This window comes from Streptomyces sp. NBC_00102 (assembly GCF_026343115.1).
Classification (GTDB): domain Bacteria; phylum Actinomycetota; class Actinomycetes; order Streptomycetales; family Streptomycetaceae; genus Streptomyces.
Genome location: NZ_JAPEMC010000001.1, coordinates 4,923,128 through 4,940,665, shown reverse-complemented (window position 1 = coordinate 4,940,665; position 17,538 = coordinate 4,923,128). Strand labels below are relative to the sequence as shown.

The following is a 17,538-nucleotide window of genomic DNA, read 5'->3' as shown; positions in this document are numbered from 1 at the left end:
CTGCGAACATGTTGACCTGATGTGCCGTCCCACCTGAGAGGGATCGACACAGTGGCACGGCATGTGCGGAGGCAGATTGCGCCATCTTCCCGCCGCCTCAGCGGCGCAGAGGAGTCGGTGAACCACGTGTCGCTGTCCGTCTTCCGCTTCGGGCACGACGCGCTCGTCACGCCCCGTCCGGCGCGGCTCGTCGGGCACGGCCCGCCCCTGTTCCCTCCGCACCGCCGGGGCGACCACGGCATGGTCGACCGGTTCGCCGAGCCTGCGGAGGAGCCGTGGGACCGGGGCACGCCCCGCACCCCCTGACATCCGCGCCCGGCCCCCTGCGGCGACACTGGAGGGGTGAGCCCGACAGATCCCGCAGCCGGGGAGCCCGCAGCCCCGGCGCCCCCTGGACCGACAGCGCCGGAACCAGCGGCCCCCGCCCCCGCAGGCCCCGCGTCCGTGCTGCGTCCCCGGCTGCCCTCGCCGCTGGTGGAGGCGGCCGACGAGCGGTTCGGGCGTCACGGGGTGACGTTGCTGCTCAAGCGGGACGACCTGATCCACCCGGACCTGCCGGGAAACAAGTGGCGCAAGCTGGCGCCCAATCTCGCGGACGGCGACGGGCGCCCGGTCATGACCTTCGGCGGGGCGTACTCGAACCATCTGCGGGCGACCGCCGCCGCCGGACGGCTGCTGGGGTTCGCCACCATCGGGGTCGTACGCGGGGACGAGCTGGCGGACCGGCCGCTGAACCCCTCGCTGGCCCGGTGCGCGGCCGACGGGATGCGGCTGCACTTCGTGGACCGGGGGACGTACCGCGCGAAAGACGATCCCCGGGTGCTGGCGGGGCTGCTCGACCGCTTCGGGGACGCCAGGGTCATTCCGGAGGGCGGCAGCAACGCCCGGGCGGCACAGGGCTGTACGGAGCTCGGGCGCGAGCTGCGGGGGCGTACCGGGATCGCGGCGGTGGCCTGCGGGACCGGCGGGACCCTGGCGGGGCTCGCGGCCGGACTGGCCCCCGGCCAACGGGCCCTGGGCGTCGCGGTGCTGCGCGGCGGCTTCCTCGCCGACGCCGTACGCGACCTCCAGCGCGAGGCGTTCGGCGGCCCGGCCGGGAACTGGTCGGTGGAGGACCGCTTCGCCTTCGGCGGCTACGCCCGTACCACGCCGGAACTCCACGCGTTCGCCGAGGACTTCGAGGACCGGCACGGGCTGCCGGTGGAGCGGATCTACGTGGCGAAGCTGCTGTACGCGCTGACCGCCCTGGCCGGGGAGGGGGCGTTCGCCCCGGGCACCCGGGTGACCGCGGTGATCACCGGGCGCCCGGAACCGGCCGCGGAAGGGCCCGGCGCGGCCCGGCCGGGCCCCGACCGGGCTCCGTCCGGCCGGCCCGCCCCGGGTCACTCCGCGTCCGACTCCCGGTAGGCGGCTGCCTCTTCGAGGTCGAGGCGGCGCAGCAGGGTGCGCAGCATCTCGTCGTCGATGCGGCGGTCGTCGCGGAGGCGTACGAAGACCTCGCGCTCGGCCTCGATCATGTCGCGGGAGAGCCGGCGGTAGGTGTCGTCGGCGGACTCGCCGGTGAGCGGGTTGGCGGCGCCGAGGCGTTCCCAGACGGCGTTGCGGCGGCGCTCCATGACCGTGCGCAGCCGGTCGGCGAGGGGGTCGGGGAGGCTGTTGTGCTCGTCGGAGAGCAGTTCGTCCAGCCGTCGCTCGGCCGCCGTGGACGCCTCGCTCTGGGCCTGGGCCTCGGCGAGGGTCTGGGCCTGCGGGTCGGGGCCGGGCAGCTTCAGCACGCGCACCAGCAGCGGCAGGGAGAGGCCCTGGATGACGAGAGTGCCGATGACGGTGGTGAAGGTCAGGAAGAGCACCAGGTTGCGGGCGGGGAAGTGCTCGCCGTCGTCGGTGAACGCCGGGATGGAGAAGGCGATGGCGAGCGAGACGACCCCACGCATCCCGGCCCAGCCGACGATCAGCGGTGAGGTCCAGTTGGTCTCCGGCTCGCGTACGCGGATGCGGGAGGAGAGCAGGCGGGGCAGGTAGGTGGAGGGGTAGACCCAGAGGAAGCGGACCACGACGACGGCGACGAAGACGGCGACGGCGTACCGCACGGCGTCCCACACCGCGTAGGTGCCGAGCCCTTTCAGTACGAAGGGCATCTGGAGCCCGATCAGGGCGAACACGGCCGACTCCAGCACGAAGGCGACCATCTTCCAGACGGCGGCCTCCTGGAGCCGGGTGGCGAAGTCGACCTGCCAGGAACGGTGTCCGAGGTACAGGGCGACGACGACCACCGCGAGCACTCCGGAGGCGTGCACCCGCTCGGCCGCCGCGTACGCCACGAACGGGATCAGCAGGGAGAGGGTGTTCTGGAGCAGCGCCTCCTTGAGGTGGGTGCGCAGCCAGTGCAGCGGGACCATCAGCAGCAGGCCGACCAGGATGCCGCCGACCGAGGCGAGGAGGAACTCCCACACCCCCTCGCCCCAGCTCATCCCCGCGCCCACGGCGGCGGCCAGGGCCACCTTGTACGCGGTGATCGCGGTGGCGTCGTTCACCAGGGACTCGCCCTGGAGGATGGTGGTGACCCGGGCGGGGAGGCCGACCCGGCGGGCGATGGCGGCGGCGGTCACGGCGTCGGGCGGGGCGACGACCGCGCCGAGCACCAGCGCGGCGGGCAACGGCAGGTCGGGCACGAGGAGATAGGCGAGCCAGCCGACCGCGAGCGTCGCGAAGAGGACGTAGCCGACCGAGAGCAGCGCGACGGGCCGGACGTTGGCCCGCAGGTCCAGGTAGGAGCTGTCCACGGCGGCGGTGTACAGCAGGGGCGGCAGCAGCAGCGGCAGCACGATGTGCGCGTCGAGCGTGTACGGGGGCACACCCGGCAGGTAGGCGGCCAGAAGTCCTACGGCTACCAGCAGCAGCGGCGCGGGCACGGGGGTGCGCCGCGCGGCTCCGGCTACCGCCGCACTGGCCGCGACCAGTGCGACCAGGGGCAATGCGTCCATCGTTCGGGTCCTCACATCCGTCGTAACCTGGCCATCATGAGTGAGTGCCCGCACGTAGACGAACTGCCCCGCCCCGAGCCGACCCCGCTCAGCGACACCTGCCTGGAGTGCAGGGACTCCGGAACGCACCCCGTGCAGTTGCGGCTCTGCCTGACCTGCGGGCACGTCGGCTGCTGCGATTCGTCACCGCTCAGGCACGGAACGGGACACGCCCGGGAGAGCGGGCACTGCGTCATGCGGAGCTTCGAGCCGGGCGAGAGCTGGCGCTGGTGCTACGAGGACGGTTCGATCGTCTGACGTCTGGGTACGTCAAACCGGCGCCGGTTCTTCGGAATTGCGCGCCGCGGAACCCGAAAACCCCCCACCGGCAAGGTCCGTCCCCGTCGCGGACGAACAAAGCCGGTGGGAACACTAGCCACTGTCAGTACCTCCGTGCTTACCATGGGTGACCCCCACCGGTTGGGCTCGCGGCGACACGGCATCATGTATCGCGATAGCGTCGCCCCGACCGAGAACCGACGACCGACCGAACGGTTCCGGACCTGTTCCGGAACCTCGAACGAGTTTGTGCCACCTTGGAGGTGAGGGTGTCCCAGATCGCAGGCGAACCCGGGAACCAGGACTTCGTGGAGGTCCGGCTGCCCGCCGCGGGTGCCTACCTGTCGGTGCTGCGTACGGCCACGGCCGGCCTTGCGGCGCGCTTGGACTTCACTCTCGACGAGATCGAGGACCTCCGCATCGCGGTCGACGAGGCCTGCGCGATCCTGCTCCAGCAGGCCGTGCCCGGCTCCGTCCTCAGCTGCGTGTTCCGGCTCGTGGACGACTCCCTCGAAGTGACCGTGTCGGCCCCGACCACGGACGGCCGGGCACCCGAACGCGACACCTTCGCGTGGACGGTGCTCGCCGCCCTGGCGGGCAAGGTCGAGTCCACGGTCGCCGACGACCGGACGGTCAGCATCAGCCTCCACAAGCAACGCGGCGCGGGACCCGGGCCGGCGTGAGCGACGGGAACGGGGAAGGTGCTGTGCGGGACGATTCGATGCGATCGGGGGCGGCGCACCCTGCCGCCGTCCCCGAGCAACAGGCCCGGCCGCACCCGGTGGACGGGGCGGACGGAACGGACGGGCCCACAGGGCTCACGGTCGCGGCGGAGCAGGCGGAGCGGGCGGGCCAGATGAGCGAGCACGGGCGTCACGATCCCCACGACCGCAGCGGCACGCGGGCGCTTTTCGTAGTGCTCCGCGAGCTGCCGGACGGGTCGCCGGAGAAGGCCGAGCTGCGCAACCGGCTGGTCCGGATGCATCTGCCGCTGGTGGAGCATCTGGCCCGCAGGTTCCGCAACCGGGGCGAGCCGCTGGACGACCTCACCCAGGTCGCCACGATCGGGCTGATCAAGTCGGTGGACCGGTTCGATCCGGACCGGGGCGTGGAGTTCTCCACGTACGCGACGCCGACCGTCGTCGGGGAGATCAAGCGGCATTTCCGCGACAAGGGCTGGGCGGTGCGGGTACCGCGCCGCCTTCAGGAGCTGCGGCTCTCGCTGACCACGGCGACCGCCGAGCTCTCCCAGCAGCACGGCCGCTCGCCGACCGTGCACGAGCTGGCGGAGCGCCTCGGCATCTCCGAGGAGGAGGTGCTGGAGGGGCTGGAATCGGCCAATGCCTACAGCACCCTCTCGCTGGACGTACCGGACACCGACGACGAGTCGCCGGCCGTCGCGGACACGCTGGGCTCGGAGGACGAGGCGCTGGAGGGCGTCGAGTACCGCGAGTCCCTGAAGCCGCTGCTGGAGGGGCTGCCGCCGCGCGAGAAGCGGATTCTGCTGCTGCGCTTCTTCGGCAACATGACCCAGTCGCAGATCGCCCAGGAGGTGGGCATCTCGCAGATGCACGTCTCCCGGTTGCTGGCCCGCACGCTGGCCCAGCTGCGCGAGCGGCTGCTCGTGGAGGAGTGAGGGCGCCCGGGTCTCCGTCGGCCGGGGCGCGCGAGCCCGGCCCGATCCACATCGACAGGCCCCGTTCCCGGCGGATGCCGGGGCGGGGCCTGTCGATGCCCGGACGCCGGGGCGAGCGCTACGCGTCGTCGGAGGGCGCGCGCGGGGCCCGGCCGAAGCCCAGCTCCCGTGTGGTCTCCGGGTTGAAGAGCAGGACCAGCGCGGTGATCACGACGGCGGCGAGGACGATCCCGGTGGGGATCAGCGCGCCCTGGGACTTCAGCAGGGTGTAGGCGACGGGCGCCCCCATGATCTGCGTGATGACCGTGGGGCCCCGGCCCCAGCCCCGGCGCAGCAGCAGCCCCCGGGCACCCGCGAGCGGGATGACGCCGAGCGCGATCAGGGTGACTCCGCCCGTCACGGCCTGCGTGGGGCTCTCCGGACGCCCGAGCAGCCCCATCACCAGCATGTAGATCCCGCCGACGACGAGGGCCGCCCCTTCGAGGGCGGTGAGCGCGGCGAGAACCTCGATGCGCCCCGGCTTCCCGGTCCGCTTCCCGGACGCGGGCGACGGCGCGGGAGACGGGGAGGGCGTGTTCGCTTGAGTACTCACGCGAGCCAGGTTGGCATCCCCGGGCCCGGAAAGCGAAGCCGGGGGCCGGCGCGTCCCCCTCCCCACACGCCCGGTCACTCCGGGTGACCCCAGTTCGAATGACTACGGAGCGTAATGGCCAGGGGGAGTGACTGCGGGCCGGTACCGCCTGGTAGGTAGGCTGGCAGTCATGCGCGCTCTCCTCGTGGTCAACCCCGCCGCCACCACCACCAGTGCGCGTACGCGCGACGTGCTCATCCACGCGCTGGCGAGCGAGATGAAGATCGAGGCCGTGACCACGGAGTACCGGGGTCACGCCCGGGATCTGGGACGCCGTGCCGCCGACTCCGGCTCCTTCGACCTGGTGGTCGCCCTCGGCGGCGACGGCACGGTGAACGAGGTCGTCAACGGGCTGCTGCACCGGGGCCCCGACGAGGGGCTGCCGAGTCTCGCGGTGGTGCCCGGCGGCTCGACCAACGTCTTCGCGCGGGCCCTGGGGCTGCCGAACGACCCGGTGGAGGCGACCGGCGCGATCCTTCAGGCACTGGCCGAGGAGAGTTCACGAACGGTGGGCCTGGGACGGGCGTTCGGCACACCGGGCTCCGCCGACGAGGCGGTGCCCGAACGCTGGTTCACTTTCTGCGCGGGCCTCGGCTTCGACGCCGGCGTGATCGGCCGGGTCGAACAGAAGCGCGAGGGCGGCAAGCGTTCGACCCACGCGCTGTACGTGCGCCAGGTGCTCCGCCAGTTCGTCGACGAGCCGCACCGCCGCCAGGGCGTGATCACGCTGGAGGTGCCCGGCCAGGAGCCGGTGCACGAGCTCGCCCTGTCGATAATCTGCAACACCGCCCCCTGGACCTACCTGGGCAATCGCCCGATGTACGCCTCCCCCAAGGCGTCCTTCGACACCGCCCTGGACATCCTCGGCCTGAAGCGGCTCTCCACCGCGCAGGTGGCCCGCTACGGCACCCAGCTGCTCACTTCCAGCCCCGACAAGGGCCCGCGCGGCAAGCACGTGGTTTCACGGCATGACCTCACGGACTTCACCTTGCATTCAAAGGTCCCGCTCCCCTTCCAGATGGACGGAGACCACCTGGGACTGCGTACGAGCGTGACGTTCACAGGCGTACACCGTGCACTGCGTGTGATTGTGTGAGCGGAAGGGCCCAAAGTCCTTTAACTCGAACGTTTGGGCTGGTTCCCACCCCTTAGAAGTACGGCTGTGACGGAGCCGACACCGAGGAATCAAAAAAAACTTTCCAGAAGGGGTTGTATCCGTCGCCGAGGTTTGCGAATCTCTACATGGCGATCGGGACGGCCCGCAGCATCGGCCTCCACTGAGAGCCAGAACCCCTCCTCACTGTGCAGACCACGGCCAGTTCATCTGGGCGTAGGCCCTTCACCTGCGGGGGGATTCGTGAAAGCGTTCACATTCACAAGCAACAAGCATGTAATACCAAGGAGAGGTAGCAGCCATGGACTGGCGTCACAACGCCGTTTGTCGTGAGGAAGACCCCGAGCTGTTCTTCCCCATCGGCAACACCGGTCCTGCGCTGCTGCAGATCGAGGAAGCCAAGGCCGTCTGCCGTCGCTGCCCCGTCATGGAGCAGTGCCTGCAGTGGGCGCTCGAGTCCGGCCAGGACTCCGGCGTCTGGGGTGGCCTCAGCGAGGACGAGCGCCGCGCCATGAAGCGCCGCGCCGCTCGCAACCGGGCGCGCAACGCCAGCGCCTGATTCGACGCCCCCGCGACAAGCCTCAGCCCGGCGGCGCGTACGCAGCGTACGCACAGCCCCGCCTTCGAGTCGCAGCGCGCAGTACCCCGAAGCGCAGAAGAACGTGCTTGAACCGGAAGGCCCGGACCGTCACCACGGTCCGGGCCTTCCGGTGTGCGGTCTCCCGCACGTTCCTTCGGCGGGAGACCGGTGCGCTCTCCCACCGTTCCTCCGCCGGTCGGTGCGGCTCCCGGTCGATGGAGCCGCACCTGCGGGACGGTCTCAGCGGTCGGCGCTGACCGGGAGGTCGAGCAGCACCTGGGTGCCGCGCTCCGGTGCGGGCACCATGTCGAAGGTGCCGCCCAGTTCACCCTCGACCAGCGTCCGGACGATCTGGAGTCCGAGGTTGCCGGCCTTGCGGGGGTCGAAGCCCTCGGGGAGGCCGCATCCGTCGTCCTGCACGGTGATGAGCAGCCGGCCGTCCCGGGACGATCCGCCCCGCACCGCGGAGACCTCGACCGTGCCGCTGTCCCCCTCCTTGAACGCGTGTTCCAGGGCGTTCTGCACGACCTCGGTGAGCACCATCGACAGCGGAGTGGCCACGTCCGCGTCCAGGATGCCGAAGCGTCCGGTGCGCCGGCAGGTGACCTTTCCGGGAGAGATCTCGGCGACCATGGAGATGACCCGGTCGGCGATCTCGTCGAACTCGACGCGTTCGTCCAGATTCTGGGACAACGTCTCATGGACGATGGCGATCGAACCGACGCGCCGCACCGCCTCGTTGAGCGCCTCGCGCCCCCGTACGGAGTCCATCCGGCGGGCCTGGAGGCGCAACAGGGCTGCCACCGTCTGGAGGTTGTTCTTGACCCGGTGGTGGATCTCCCGGATCGTCGCGTCCTTGGTTATCAACTCGCGTTCGCGGCGGCGCAGTTCCGTGACGTCCCGGAGCAGCACCAGCGATCCGATCCGGACCCCCTTGGGCTTGAGCGGGATCGCCCGGAACTGGATGACGCCGCTGGTGCACTCCACCTCGAACTCGCGGGGCGCGTAGCCGCTCGCCACCTTGGCCAGGGCCTCGTCCACCGGTCCGCGGGACGGGGCGAGTTCGGCGGTGGTCTGGCCGAGGTGGAGGCCGACGATGTCGGAGGCGAGGCCGAGCCGGTGGTACGCGGAGAGGCCGTTGGGGCTGGCGTACTGCACGATCCCGTCGGCGTCGAGCCGGATGAGTCCGTCGCCCACGCGCGGGGACGCGTCCATGTCGACCTGCTGGCCGGGGAAGGGGAAGGCCCCGGTGGCGATCATCTGGGCGAGGTCGGCGGCCGACTGGAGGTAGGTGAGTTCCAGCCGGGAAGGGGTCCGCACGGTGAGCAGGTTGGTGTTGCGGGCGATGACGCCGAGGACCCGGCCTTCGCGGCGGACGGGGATGGACTCGACCCGTACCGGCACCTCCTCCCGCCACTCCGGGTCGCCCTCGCGCACGATCCGGCCCTCGTCGAGGGCGGCGTCCAGCAGCGGGCGCCGGCCTCGCGGCACCAGATGGCCGACCATGTCGTCCTGGTAGGAGGTGGGGCCGGTGTTGGGGCGCATCTGCGCGACGGAGACGTACCGGGTCCCGTCCCGGGTGGGAACCCAGAGGACGAGGTCGGCGAAGGACAGGTCGGAGAGCAGCTGCCACTCCGAGACCAGCAGGTGGAGCCATTCGAGATCGGTGTCGCTCAGGGCAGTGTGCTGGCGGACGAGGTCGTTCATGGAGGGCACATGTGCGAGCGTACCCGTGGATACCGAGAGGTTCCGAACCGAGCGGCGCCCCCGTTCCGCGACCGGGAGCGCGGGCCCCGTGTACAGAACGGCACCGCGCCGCGAGAATCGGTACCGCGTCCGCAGAATCGATACCGCAGACGCATGGACACCGACAAATGGTCTAGTCCACAATACGGGAACAAGAACCTCCGCCCTCCCCGCACAGGAGGACGGACCGAGGCACCCGCGCTCTCTGCCCTGATCGCGCCGGCGCCTCGTACGGCCGGAGGCACCGCACACCGCCGGCCGAGCAGCTCCGGGCTGCGGTGCCGGGTGGGCCGAGGGTCCCTCCCGGTGCCGCGGCCCGCGGGTCGGGCACGACGCCCCGCACCTCGCGCCGGATCGCGTGCGCGTCCGGATTCCGGCACGACGGCGCCCGCACGACTCCACCCCCGGGCCCGCTCCGACCCCGGCTTGCCCGCACACCGGCCCACCACCCCCGCCCCGGCCCGCCCCGCCCCGCCCCGCCCAGGTGGGCCCGGGCCCGGGTCGCGCGCCCTCCACATCTGCGGACAATTGACTCAAGTCGCCCACCGATGCGCGCCGTCCCGCTACCAGGCCCGAGGCGATGGCCAAAAGCGGAAGGCACCTGTTCCCGAGACGTGGAACTCTGTTAAATTTGGACCGGATTGGTCTATACCACATACGTCGTCATTGATCAGATCGGCAGGCACAGCGTGGAAGTTGTCATCGTCCCGGACGCAGCGGCAGGCGGCGAGCTCATCGCGGAGGCCATGGGCGCGTTGCTGAGCCGCAAGCCCTACGCGCTGCTCGGCGTCGCCACCGGCTCGACCCCGCTGCCCATCTACCGGTCCCTGGCCGAAAAGGTGCGCACCGGTGCCGTGGACGCGTCGCGGGCCCGGATCTGCCAGCTGGACGAATACGTCGGGCTCCCCGCCGGGCACCCGGAGTCCTACCGCTCCGTCGTGCTGCGCGAGGTCGTGGAGCCCCTCGGTCTGACCGAGTCCTCCTTCATGGGCCCGGACGGCTCCGCCGAGGACGTCCAGGCGGCCTGCGAGGCCTACGACAGGGCGCTGACCGAGGCCGGCGGCGTCGACCTCCAACTGCTCGGCATCGGCACGGACGGGCACATCGGCTTCAACGAGCCCTGCTCCTCGCTCGCCTCGCGCACCCGGATCAAGACACTCACCGAGCAGACCCGGGTGGACAACGCCCGCTTCTTCGACGACGACATCGACCAGGTGCCGCACCACGTGATCACCCAGGGCATCGGCACCATCCTGGAGTCGCGCCACGCGATCCTGCTGGCCACCGGCGAGGGCAAGGCCGACGCGGTCGCGTTGACCGTCGAGGGACCGGTCGCCTCCGTGGTGCCGGCCTCCGCACTCCAACTGCACCCGCGCGCCACGATCGTGGTGGACGAAGCAGCGGCCTCCAAGCTGAAGCTGGCCGACTACTTCCGCCACACCTTCGCCTCCAAGCCCTCCTGGCAGGGGCTGTAGGCCCTCGGCGGTACACGTTGCACGAAGGAGGGGCCGGTCACCGCCCAAGACGCCGTTGGTCCATCCGGTTCCTTGCGCGGGGTCGTCCGGCAGAACGTCCTCCGGCTCCTCCTTCCACCGGCCGCGCGGCCCGAGCGGGTCGGTCCGCGTCCGCTTGGGACGCGGACCCCGCTCACGGGCCGCCGTCGTCGCGCGTGACGGCCGACTGCTGACTGCCGGTGTCCGGCGCGGCGCGCGGGCGGCGGAGCATGATCATCAGGAAAGCGGCCGCAGCGAGGGTGGCACCGAGCACGACCGACACCATGGCCCCGTCCGAGACGGCCCGCCACGTGGTGCTGGTCGCGGGCCGGCACGTCGGATCGCACTCCCACGCGCTCGCGCGATGCCCCTTGGCGGCCCAGCCGACGGCCAGACCGAGGCCGAGAAGCAGGACGCCGGCCCAGAACATTCTGCGGACCACGAGCAGGTACCTACGCGCATGGGTGTCGACCATCACACCAGGGTCCAGGACCCGAAGTTCCCGGGCAATGCGGCAAATCCAGCCGTGATCGGGCGGCGGCCCCGCATCGCCCGCGCGAAAGCGCCCTGCTCTCGTGCACTTCCCCTTCGGATTGCGGACCGGCTCGCCCATCCCGAGGTCCGGCCCGGGGGCCTCGGCGTGGGCCGGAGCGCTTCCACCGGGGCGGGCCATCGGCTCAGCAGCGCGAACAACCGCCCCGGCGCATTCCTCGCGGGCTCGCCCGTAGCGCCCGCGGTCGCCGCGATCTGCGAGACGGACGTCAGGATCACGCCGCCCTCGCGCGGAGGGCCCGGTCGGGGGGTGAACCCGGGCAGCGCGCTTTCCGCGCCGTCGGGACCCGGTCCCGGGTGAGCACCGGGTGCGGGTCGCCGATGCCTCGGCTGCCCCGACGGACAGAGGGGCCGGTCACCAGGTGACCGGCCCCTCCTTCGTACCGCGCGCCGTCACGCCCCGGTGAGAGCCTCCGCCGCGGCGAGGCCGCAGACGCGGGCGGCGCCGTGCGTCTCCACGTACAGCGCGCCCCTCGGCGCGGAGTACGGCAGGCCCATCTCCACGACCACCGTGTCGGGGCGCCGGGCGAGCAGGGCGTCGACCGCCGCCGCCATCCACGGGTGGCGGTGGGCGTCGCGGACGACCGCGACGACGCGCCGCTCCCCCGCGGCCCCGAGGACCTCCGCCACCGGGTCCGCGTCGTCGCGCCGGTAGGTCGCGCCGGTGGTACCGGGCAGCAGGCGGGTCAGCTCGGCGGCCACGCCCCACGGGGTCTCGCCGCCGACGGCGACGTTGGCCACCGGGGTGAAGGACGCGACGTGGACCGGCGCGTCCAGCCGGGGGCCGTCGCCGGTCACCCGTACCGCGCGGCGGGCCGCGACGAGACCGACGTCCGGGTCGGACGCGGTGCCGGGCGCGGTCCCCTCCTGCACTGCCGCGCCCGGCTCCCCGGCCGCCCCCCGAGCACCGCGCGTCCAGGACGCGAGTGCCCGTACTCGTGCGGCGGCGTCGGCCAGCCGCTCCTCGGCGAGCTCGCCGCCGCGTACGGCGGCGACCAGCGCGTCGCGCAGCCGCTCCACCGTGGCGTCGTCCTCCAGCCCGCCGCCGACGCACAGGGCGTCGGCGCCGGCCGCGATCGCGAGGACCGAGCCGTGCTCGATCCCGTACGTCGCAGCGATGGCCTGCATCTCCACCGCGTCGGTGACGATGAGTCCCTCGTACCCGAGTTCGCCGCGGAGCAGACCCGTGAGGATCTGCGGGCTGAGCGTCGCGGGGCGGTCCGGGTCGAGCGCGGGGAGCAGGATGTGCGCGCTCATCACCGACTTCGACCCGGCGGCGATGGCGGCCTTGAAGGGCACCAGTTCGCGGGCGTGCAGGGTCTCCAGGTCGACGTCGATCCGGGGCAGCGCGTGGTGCGAGTCGACCGCGGTGTCGCCGTGGCCGGGGAAGTGCTTGGTGCAGGCGGCGACTCCGGCGGCCTGGATGCCCTCGACGTACGCGGCGGTGTGCCGGGCCACCAGGGCGGGGTCGGCGCCGAAGGAGCGTACGCCGATGACCGGGTTGTCCGGGTTGGAGTTGACGTCGCCGGAGGGCGCCCAGTTGAGGTTGACGCCGCACTCGATGAGCCGGCGGCCCAGCTCGTGGGCGACGGCCCGGGTCAGCGCGGTGTCGTCCACCGAGCCGAGGGCGTGGTTGCCCGGGAAGGACGAACCGTGGCGCACCTCCAGGCGCGTGACGTCGCCGCCCTCCTCGTCGATGGCGACCAGCACGTCCTCGCGCTCGGCCCGCAACTGGGCGGTGAGTGCCGCGAGCTGCTCGGGCGTGACGATGTTGCGGCCGAACAGGCCGACGGAGGTGAGCCCTTCGCCGACGCGGCGCAGCAGCCAGTCCGGCGCGGTGGTGCCGGTGAAGCCGGGCTGGAGGACGGCGAGCGCGTCGCGGGTGAGGGTGTCGTTGGTGGAGACGAGCGTGGTCATCTGCGTCGTCATCCCTTCACTGCGCCGGAGGTGAGCCCGGTCGCCATGTACTTCTGGACCAGGAGGAAGAAGGCCACCACCGGGATCGCGATCATCGTGGAGGCGGCCATCAGCGCGCCGTAGTCGATGCCCCGGGAGGTGGTGAAGTTCATCAGCCACACGTTGAGGGTGTACTTGTCGTTGTCCTGGAGGACGACGTAGGCGAGGAGGTACTCGTTCCAGGCGGTGATCAGCGAGAAGATCGCCGCGGCGGCGAGCCCGGGGGCGAGCAGCGGGAAGGTGATCCGCCAGAAGGCGCTCATCCGGCTGCAGCCGTCCACCATCGCGGACTCCTCCAGCTCCTGGGGGATGTTGATCACGAAGCCGCGGATCATCCAGGTGGCGAAGGGCAGCGTGGAGACGAGGTAGATGACGATGACGCCCCAGTACTCGTTCAGCCCGCCGAGGTCGTTGAGCTGGATGTAGATGGGGATGAGCATCGCCGTCGGGGGCAGCAGCTGCACGACGAGCAGCACGATCATGAAGAACTTGCGGCCGCGGAACTGGAATCGGCCGATGGCGAAGGCCGCGATCGTGGCGAGGAGCATGCCGACGACGACGGCGACACCGCAGACGATGAGGCTGGACTCGATCGCGGTGCCGAAGTTCGGCTGCTTGATGGCGCGGGAGAAGTTGTCGAAGGTGATCGACGTCGGCCAGAGCGTCTGGTCGTAGCTGCGGATCTCCGCGTTGGGGCGGAGCGAGCTGATGATCAGCCAGTAGACCGGGAAGGCCATCAGGACGAAGGCGATCAGGCCCAGGACGTTGTAGACGAGGCGGTTCTTCTTGCGGTCCGGGCGGTAAACCTGGGGGGTGGAGGTGCTCACTCGACCTCTCCGATCTTGAGCAGCTGGCGCAGGTAGTACACGGCGACGCCGGACAGCAGCAGGACCGTGATGAGCGAGATCGCGGCGCCCTGGCTGAACGAGTTGGACTCGAAGGCCTTCTCGAACGAGTAGATGCCGAGGACGGAGTACTCGGGCTCGGGCTTGTTGCCGCGCATCAGGAAGATCTGGCCGAAGACGTTGAAGTCCCAGAGCACGGAGAGCGTGGCGACCATCTGGAAGACCGGCTTGATGACGGGCCAGGTGACGTAACGGAAGATGCCGGGCACGCTGGCGCCGTCGAGCGAGGCCGCCTCCTCCAGTTCCTTGGGGACCTGGGTGAGTGCCGCGTAGAGCGTGACCGAGACGAAGGGGATGGCTCCCCAGACGACGACCGCGCCGATGATGACGAAGCCCTGCTTGGGGTCGAGGAACCAGTTGTGGCCCTGCGCGTCGATCCCGAGGTACTTGGTCAGCACCATGTTGAGGACGCCGTAGTCGGAGTCCGCGAACCACCGGAAGATGGAGGTGGCGACCAGCAGCGGCATGGACCAGGCGGCGACGAGGGCCGCGGTCAGCAGCAGGCGCACCCACGTGGACATGCGCTGCATGATCATGGAGAGCCCGAGCCCGCCGGCCATGGTGACGGCGACGCAGACGACCATGAAGATGATCGTGCGCCAGACGACGTCCCAGAACTCGCCGTCGCCGAGGATGTCGGTGAACTGGTCGAATCCCACCCAGGGGGCGGCCGATCCGGACCACAGTTCACGGCGGCCCACGTCCTGGAAGGACATGATGACCGTCTTGATGAACGGCCAGACGAAGACGGCGGCGATGGCGATGAACGCCGGGGCTATCAGGAGGTACGGCAGCAGAGCGCCGGCCTTCCGCGGTTTGCGGGTCACGCTCTTCGGGGGCCGGGATTCCGCACCCTCGGGGGCCCGCGGGACGGACACCGGCGGGTCGGCTGCTTTCATGTCGGCGGCACTCACTGTGCGGGCCTTCCGTTCGGACCAGCTACGGGAACACGGGGGTGGCGGCTTCTCCGTAGAAGCCACCACCCCCGCGGACGATCGGGCGGGGCCGGTGAGGAAGGCTCACCGGCGCCGCGTCATGAGCCGGGGCTCAGGACTCGTTGTTGATCAACGAGTCGATCTCCGCGTCGGCCGCCTTCGTGGCGTCGGCGACCGACTTGCCCTTGATGATGTCGAGCAGCATGATCTCGAGCGTTTCCTTCTTCTCGATCGCGGTCCAGCCGGGGGCGATCGGGGTGAACCAGGCGTCCGGGACGGCGTTGGCGATGGCCGCGGTCTCGGGCTTGGCCTTCAGGGGCTCAAGCTGCTTGGTGTTGTTGGGAAGGATGTTCTTCGAGGCCAGCACCTCTTCGGACTTCTCGCTGGTGAAGAGGGAGATCCACTCCTCGCCGAGGTCCTGGACCTTGGACTTGGAGATGGTGGCCAGGTCCGAGCCGCCGATGAAGGACGGGAGGGCCTTGCCGTTCGGGCCGGGCATGCCCGCGGTGCCGATCTTGTCCTTCAGCTTCGGGTTGCCGTTGGCCGCCGGGTCGACGACGCTGCCGCTCTCCCAGCCGTTGCCGTAGAGAAGAGCGGTCTTCTCGTTGGCCATGACGTTGGCGTGGTCCGCCTCGTCCTTGGTCTTGTCGCCGTGGTTGTACTTGTTGACCAGGTCGACGAAGTCCTGGATGCCCTTCTGGGCCTCGGGGGTGGAGAGAGTGGCCTTCCACTCCTTGCTGCCCTCGTCGTACTTGGCGATCTGACCGCCCTCGGCGGCGACGTAGGACATCGCGGCGTACCAGTAACGGCCCGGCAGGTACAGCGGCGAGAACGCCTTGTCCTTGCCGTACTTCGCGCCGATCTTGTCGAGCGCGGCGGTCAGCTCGTCCTGGGTGGCGGGCAGGGCGTCCGAGCCGGTGCCGGCCTTGAACATGTCCTTGTTGTAGATCGCGACGCGGGCGCCGGCGTAGTAAGGGACGCAGTACTGCTTGCCCTCGAAGGAGCAGGTGTCCTTGAGGCCCTTGATCCAGGTGTCCGAGTTCTCGTACTTCTTCGGGTCGATCTCGCCGAGTGCCCCGTTGAGGATGTACGTCATGGTCTCGGTGTTGCCGAGCTCGACCACGTCCGGGAACTTGTCACCGGCGAGGGAGGCGTCGAGCTTCTTGGTCTTGTCCGCCCAGGTCTGGTACTGGACGTTGACCTTGACGTTCGGGTACTTGGCCGCGAACTGCTTGTTGACGTCGGCGACCAGCTCGGGCCAGGTGCTCTGGGCGTCCGACATCAGCCAGACGGTGAGGGTTTCCTTGCGGTCCTTGGGGTCCTGCGACGACGCCTTGTCGTCGTCCGAGCCACATGCCGCGATCGAGATCATCATGCCCGCGACACCAATGGCCGCGATGAGCTTGCGCTTCACGTCAAACCCTCCTCAGGGATGCTGCAACCCCGCCCACCGCGAAGACATTCGACGAGTACTGCTGGGGCTGGACCTGGTCTTAAATGGTTTAGACCAGCAACCGGAGCTTGGCCTAGACCTTTAGGGGTGTCAAGGGTGTATAAGAAGTGCACTCGCGTCCGTTATAGGACCGACACCTAGGGGCTTTTGATCGAAAGCGCCCATACCTGGATCGCCCATGGAACGGCGGGCCGACGACACGACCCGAAGGGGAGGACGACGCCCCCTCGGCCGGACCGTGCCACCATGTGAGCCGCGAAGTACGGAGGAGCCGGTGACGGCAGCACAGCAAGCGGGGAGAGGAACCATGAGCGCCGGCGAGGGCAGCCCCACGGGCAGTACGGGGGCGGGTACGCGCACCGCGCGCGTGCCCAAGTACTACCGGCTCAAGCGACATCTCCTCGACATGACGGACACCATGCCACCCGGCACGCCGGTGCCCCCGGAGCGCACCCTCGCGGCGGAGTTCGACACCTCCCGCACCACGGTGCGCCAGGCGCTCCAGGAGCTGGTCGTCGAAGGCCGGCTCGAACGCATCCAGGGCAAGGGCACCTTCGTCGCCAAGCCGAAGGTCTCCCAGGCGCTCCAGCTGACCTCGTACACCGAGGACATGCGGGCCCAGGGTCTGGAACCCACCTCCCAGCTGCTGGACATCGGCTACGTCACGGCGGACCAGGCGCTGGCCGGGCTGCTGGACATCACGGCCGGCGGACGGGTGCTGCGCATCGAGCGGCTGCGGCTCGCCAGCGGGGAGCCGATGGCCATCGAGACCACGCACCTTTCGGCCAAGCGCTTTCCGGCGCTGCGCCGCTCGCTGGTGAAGTACACCTCCCTCTACACCGCGCTGGCCGAGGTCTACGACGTCCGGCTCGCGGAGGCCGAGGAGACGATCGAGACCTCGCTCGCCACGCCGCGCGAGGCCGGGCTGCTCGGCACCGACGTGGGCCTTCCCATGCTGATGCTCTCCCGGCACTCGATCGACGGGCGGGGCGAACCGGTGGAGTGGGTGCGCTCGGTCTACCGGGGCGACCGGTACAAGTTCGTGGCCCGGCTCAAGCGGCCGATGGACTGAGCGGGCCGGCTCCCCTCACCCGTACGCGTCACGGGATCGAACCCGTAGCGATCATTTTCAGCCAGGCATGAACCAAAACCGTTCTCTCTCCGTGCCGTTGACGGAAACAGTCCCGTCGCCGGGAAGTCATACGGCCGGTGCGCCCGGCCGGGGCACCGGCCGG

The 17,538-nt window shown here is 70.5% G+C and carries 17 protein-coding genes; 9 read left to right on the top strand and 8 right to left on the bottom strand.

Features of this window, described 5'->3' with window-relative positions; all coding sequences use genetic code 11:
* Window positions 1–117: 117 nt before the first annotated feature.
* A complete protein-coding gene (locus OHA55_RS22180) occupies window positions 118–306 on the top strand; it encodes a hypothetical protein (RefSeq protein ID WP_323180438.1) in 189 nt (62 codons plus the stop codon).
* Between the two features lie 138 nt (window positions 307–444).
* On the top strand, window positions 445–1,407 hold the full coding sequence (locus OHA55_RS22175; RefSeq protein ID WP_266708968.1) for a 1-aminocyclopropane-1-carboxylate deaminase/D-cysteine desulfhydrase: 963 nt from the start codon (window positions 445–447) through the stop codon (window positions 1,405–1,407).
* On the opposite strand, the gene OHA55_RS22170 is transcribed toward OHA55_RS22175, so the two are convergent.
* On the bottom strand, window positions 1,383–2,984 hold the full coding sequence (locus OHA55_RS22170; RefSeq protein ID WP_266708966.1) for a Na+/H+ antiporter: 1,602 nt from the start codon (window positions 2,982–2,984) through the stop codon (window positions 1,383–1,385). The two genes, OHA55_RS22175 and OHA55_RS22170, sit on opposite strands and share 25 nt — an antisense overlap.
* A 36-nt stretch (window positions 2,985–3,020) precedes the next feature.
* Here OHA55_RS22170 and OHA55_RS22165 point away from each other — a divergent pair, with 36 nt between their 5' ends.
* From OHA55_RS22165 to OHA55_RS22155, 3 genes are all read left to right on the top strand, one after another.
* Entirely contained in the window at window positions 3,021–3,281 is a 261-nt protein-coding gene (locus OHA55_RS22165) for a UBP-type zinc finger domain-containing protein (protein ID WP_266708964.1), read from the top strand.
* 290 nt (window positions 3,282–3,571) lie between these two features.
* Window positions 3,572–3,985, top strand: a complete 414-nt coding sequence (locus OHA55_RS22160; protein WP_266708962.1) for an anti-sigma regulatory factor — start codon at window positions 3,572–3,574, stop codon at window positions 3,983–3,985.
* 23 nt (window positions 3,986–4,008) lie between these two features.
* Window positions 4,009–4,938: an RNA polymerase sigma factor SigF gene (locus OHA55_RS22155; protein WP_266708960.1), complete on the top strand. Its 930-nt coding sequence runs from the start codon at window positions 4,009–4,011 to the stop codon at window positions 4,936–4,938.
* A 118-nt stretch (window positions 4,939–5,056) separates the two neighbouring features.
* Here OHA55_RS22155 and OHA55_RS22150 read toward each other — a convergent pair whose 3' ends face one another.
* Window positions 5,057–5,530: a hypothetical protein gene (locus tag OHA55_RS22150; protein WP_266708958.1), complete on the bottom strand. Its 474-nt coding sequence runs from the start codon at window positions 5,528–5,530 to the stop codon at window positions 5,057–5,059.
* A 169-nt stretch (window positions 5,531–5,699) separates the two neighbouring features.
* Between OHA55_RS22150 and OHA55_RS22145 the strand changes: the two genes are divergently transcribed.
* On the top strand, window positions 5,700–6,665 hold the full coding sequence (locus OHA55_RS22145) for a diacylglycerol kinase family protein (RefSeq protein ID WP_266708956.1): 966 nt from the start codon (window positions 5,700–5,702) through the stop codon (window positions 6,663–6,665).
* A 319-nt stretch (window positions 6,666–6,984) separates the two neighbouring features.
* Window positions 6,985–7,242, top strand: a complete 258-nt coding sequence (locus tag OHA55_RS22140; protein ID WP_003953983.1) for a WhiB family transcriptional regulator — start codon at window positions 6,985–6,987, stop codon at window positions 7,240–7,242.
* Window positions 7,243–7,503: 261 nt separating this feature from the next.
* Here the strand turns inward: OHA55_RS22140 and OHA55_RS22135 are convergent, their stop codons facing one another.
* Window positions 7,504–8,970 (bottom strand): sensor histidine kinase, encoded by a 1,467-nt coding sequence (locus OHA55_RS22135; RefSeq protein WP_266710965.1) that lies wholly within the window; start codon window positions 8,968–8,970, stop codon window positions 7,504–7,506.
* Between the two features lie 728 nt (window positions 8,971–9,698).
* Between OHA55_RS22135 and nagB the strand changes: the two genes are divergently transcribed.
* Window positions 9,699–10,484 carry a glucosamine-6-phosphate deaminase gene (nagB, locus tag OHA55_RS22130; protein ID WP_266710963.1) on the top strand — a complete coding sequence of 262 codons (786 nt, stop codon included), beginning with the start codon at window positions 9,699–9,701 and terminating at the stop codon, window positions 10,482–10,484.
* A gap of 172 nt (window positions 10,485–10,656) precedes the next feature.
* On the opposite strand, the gene OHA55_RS22125 is transcribed toward nagB, so the two are convergent.
* The 5 genes from OHA55_RS22125 to OHA55_RS22105 all read right to left on the bottom strand — a co-directional run bounded on the left by OHA55_RS22125 (window position 10,657) and on the right by OHA55_RS22105 (window position 16,264).
* Complete coding sequence (locus OHA55_RS22125) at window positions 10,657–10,977, bottom strand: hypothetical protein (RefSeq protein WP_266708954.1); 321 nt, start codon at window positions 10,975–10,977, stop codon at window positions 10,657–10,659.
* 470 nt (window positions 10,978–11,447) lie between these two features.
* Window positions 11,448–12,971, bottom strand: coding sequence for a glycoside hydrolase family 3 protein (locus OHA55_RS22120; RefSeq protein ID WP_266710946.1), 1,524 nt, complete (start codon window positions 12,969–12,971; stop codon window positions 11,448–11,450).
* Between the two features lie 8 nt (window positions 12,972–12,979).
* Entirely contained in the window at window positions 12,980–13,837 is an 858-nt protein-coding gene (locus tag OHA55_RS22115) for a carbohydrate ABC transporter permease (RefSeq protein WP_266708952.1), read from the bottom strand.
* Window positions 13,834–14,829 (bottom strand): carbohydrate ABC transporter permease, encoded by a 996-nt coding sequence (locus OHA55_RS22110; RefSeq protein ID WP_266708950.1) that lies wholly within the window; start codon window positions 14,827–14,829, stop codon window positions 13,834–13,836. Before OHA55_RS22110 ends, OHA55_RS22115 begins: the two co-directional genes overlap by 4 nt.
* 133 nt (window positions 14,830–14,962) lie before the next feature.
* Window positions 14,963–16,264, bottom strand: coding sequence for a sugar ABC transporter substrate-binding protein (locus OHA55_RS22105; protein ID WP_266708948.1), 1,302 nt, complete (start codon window positions 16,262–16,264; stop codon window positions 14,963–14,965).
* Window positions 16,265–16,610: 346 nt separating this feature from the next.
* On the opposite strand from OHA55_RS22105, the gene OHA55_RS22100 reads away from it, so the two are divergent.
* Complete coding sequence (locus OHA55_RS22100; protein WP_266708946.1) at window positions 16,611–17,375, top strand: GntR family transcriptional regulator; 765 nt, start codon at window positions 16,611–16,613, stop codon at window positions 17,373–17,375.
* Window positions 17,376–17,538: the final 163 nt, after the last annotated feature.

Excerpts from the sequence above, each read along its gene's own strand:
- OHA55_RS22145 (WP_266708956.1), top strand. The coding sequence starts at position 5,700 with ATGCGCGCTCTCCTCGTGGTCAACCCCGCCGCCACCACCACCAGTGCG.
- OHA55_RS22140 (WP_003953983.1), top strand. The coding sequence starts at position 6,985 with ATGGACTGGCGTCACAACGCCGTTTGTCGTGAGGAAGACCCCGAGCTG.
- OHA55_RS22120 (WP_266710946.1), bottom strand. The coding sequence starts at position 12,971 with ATGACCACGCTCGTCTCCACCAACGACACCCTCACCCGCGACGCGCTC.
- OHA55_RS22135 (WP_266710965.1), bottom strand. The coding sequence starts at position 8,970 with ATGAACGACCTCGTCCGCCAGCACACTGCCCTGAGCGACACCGATCTC.
- OHA55_RS22165 (WP_266708964.1), top strand. The coding sequence starts at position 3,021 with ATGAGTGAGTGCCCGCACGTAGACGAACTGCCCCGCCCCGAGCCGACC.
- OHA55_RS22125 (WP_266708954.1), bottom strand. The coding sequence starts at position 10,977 with ATGGTCGACACCCATGCGCGTAGGTACCTGCTCGTGGTCCGCAGAATG.
- OHA55_RS22170 (WP_266708966.1), bottom strand. The coding sequence starts at position 2,984 with ATGGACGCATTGCCCCTGGTCGCACTGGTCGCGGCCAGTGCGGCGGTA.
- OHA55_RS22100 (WP_266708946.1), top strand. The coding sequence starts at position 16,611 with ATGAGCGCCGGCGAGGGCAGCCCCACGGGCAGTACGGGGGCGGGTACG.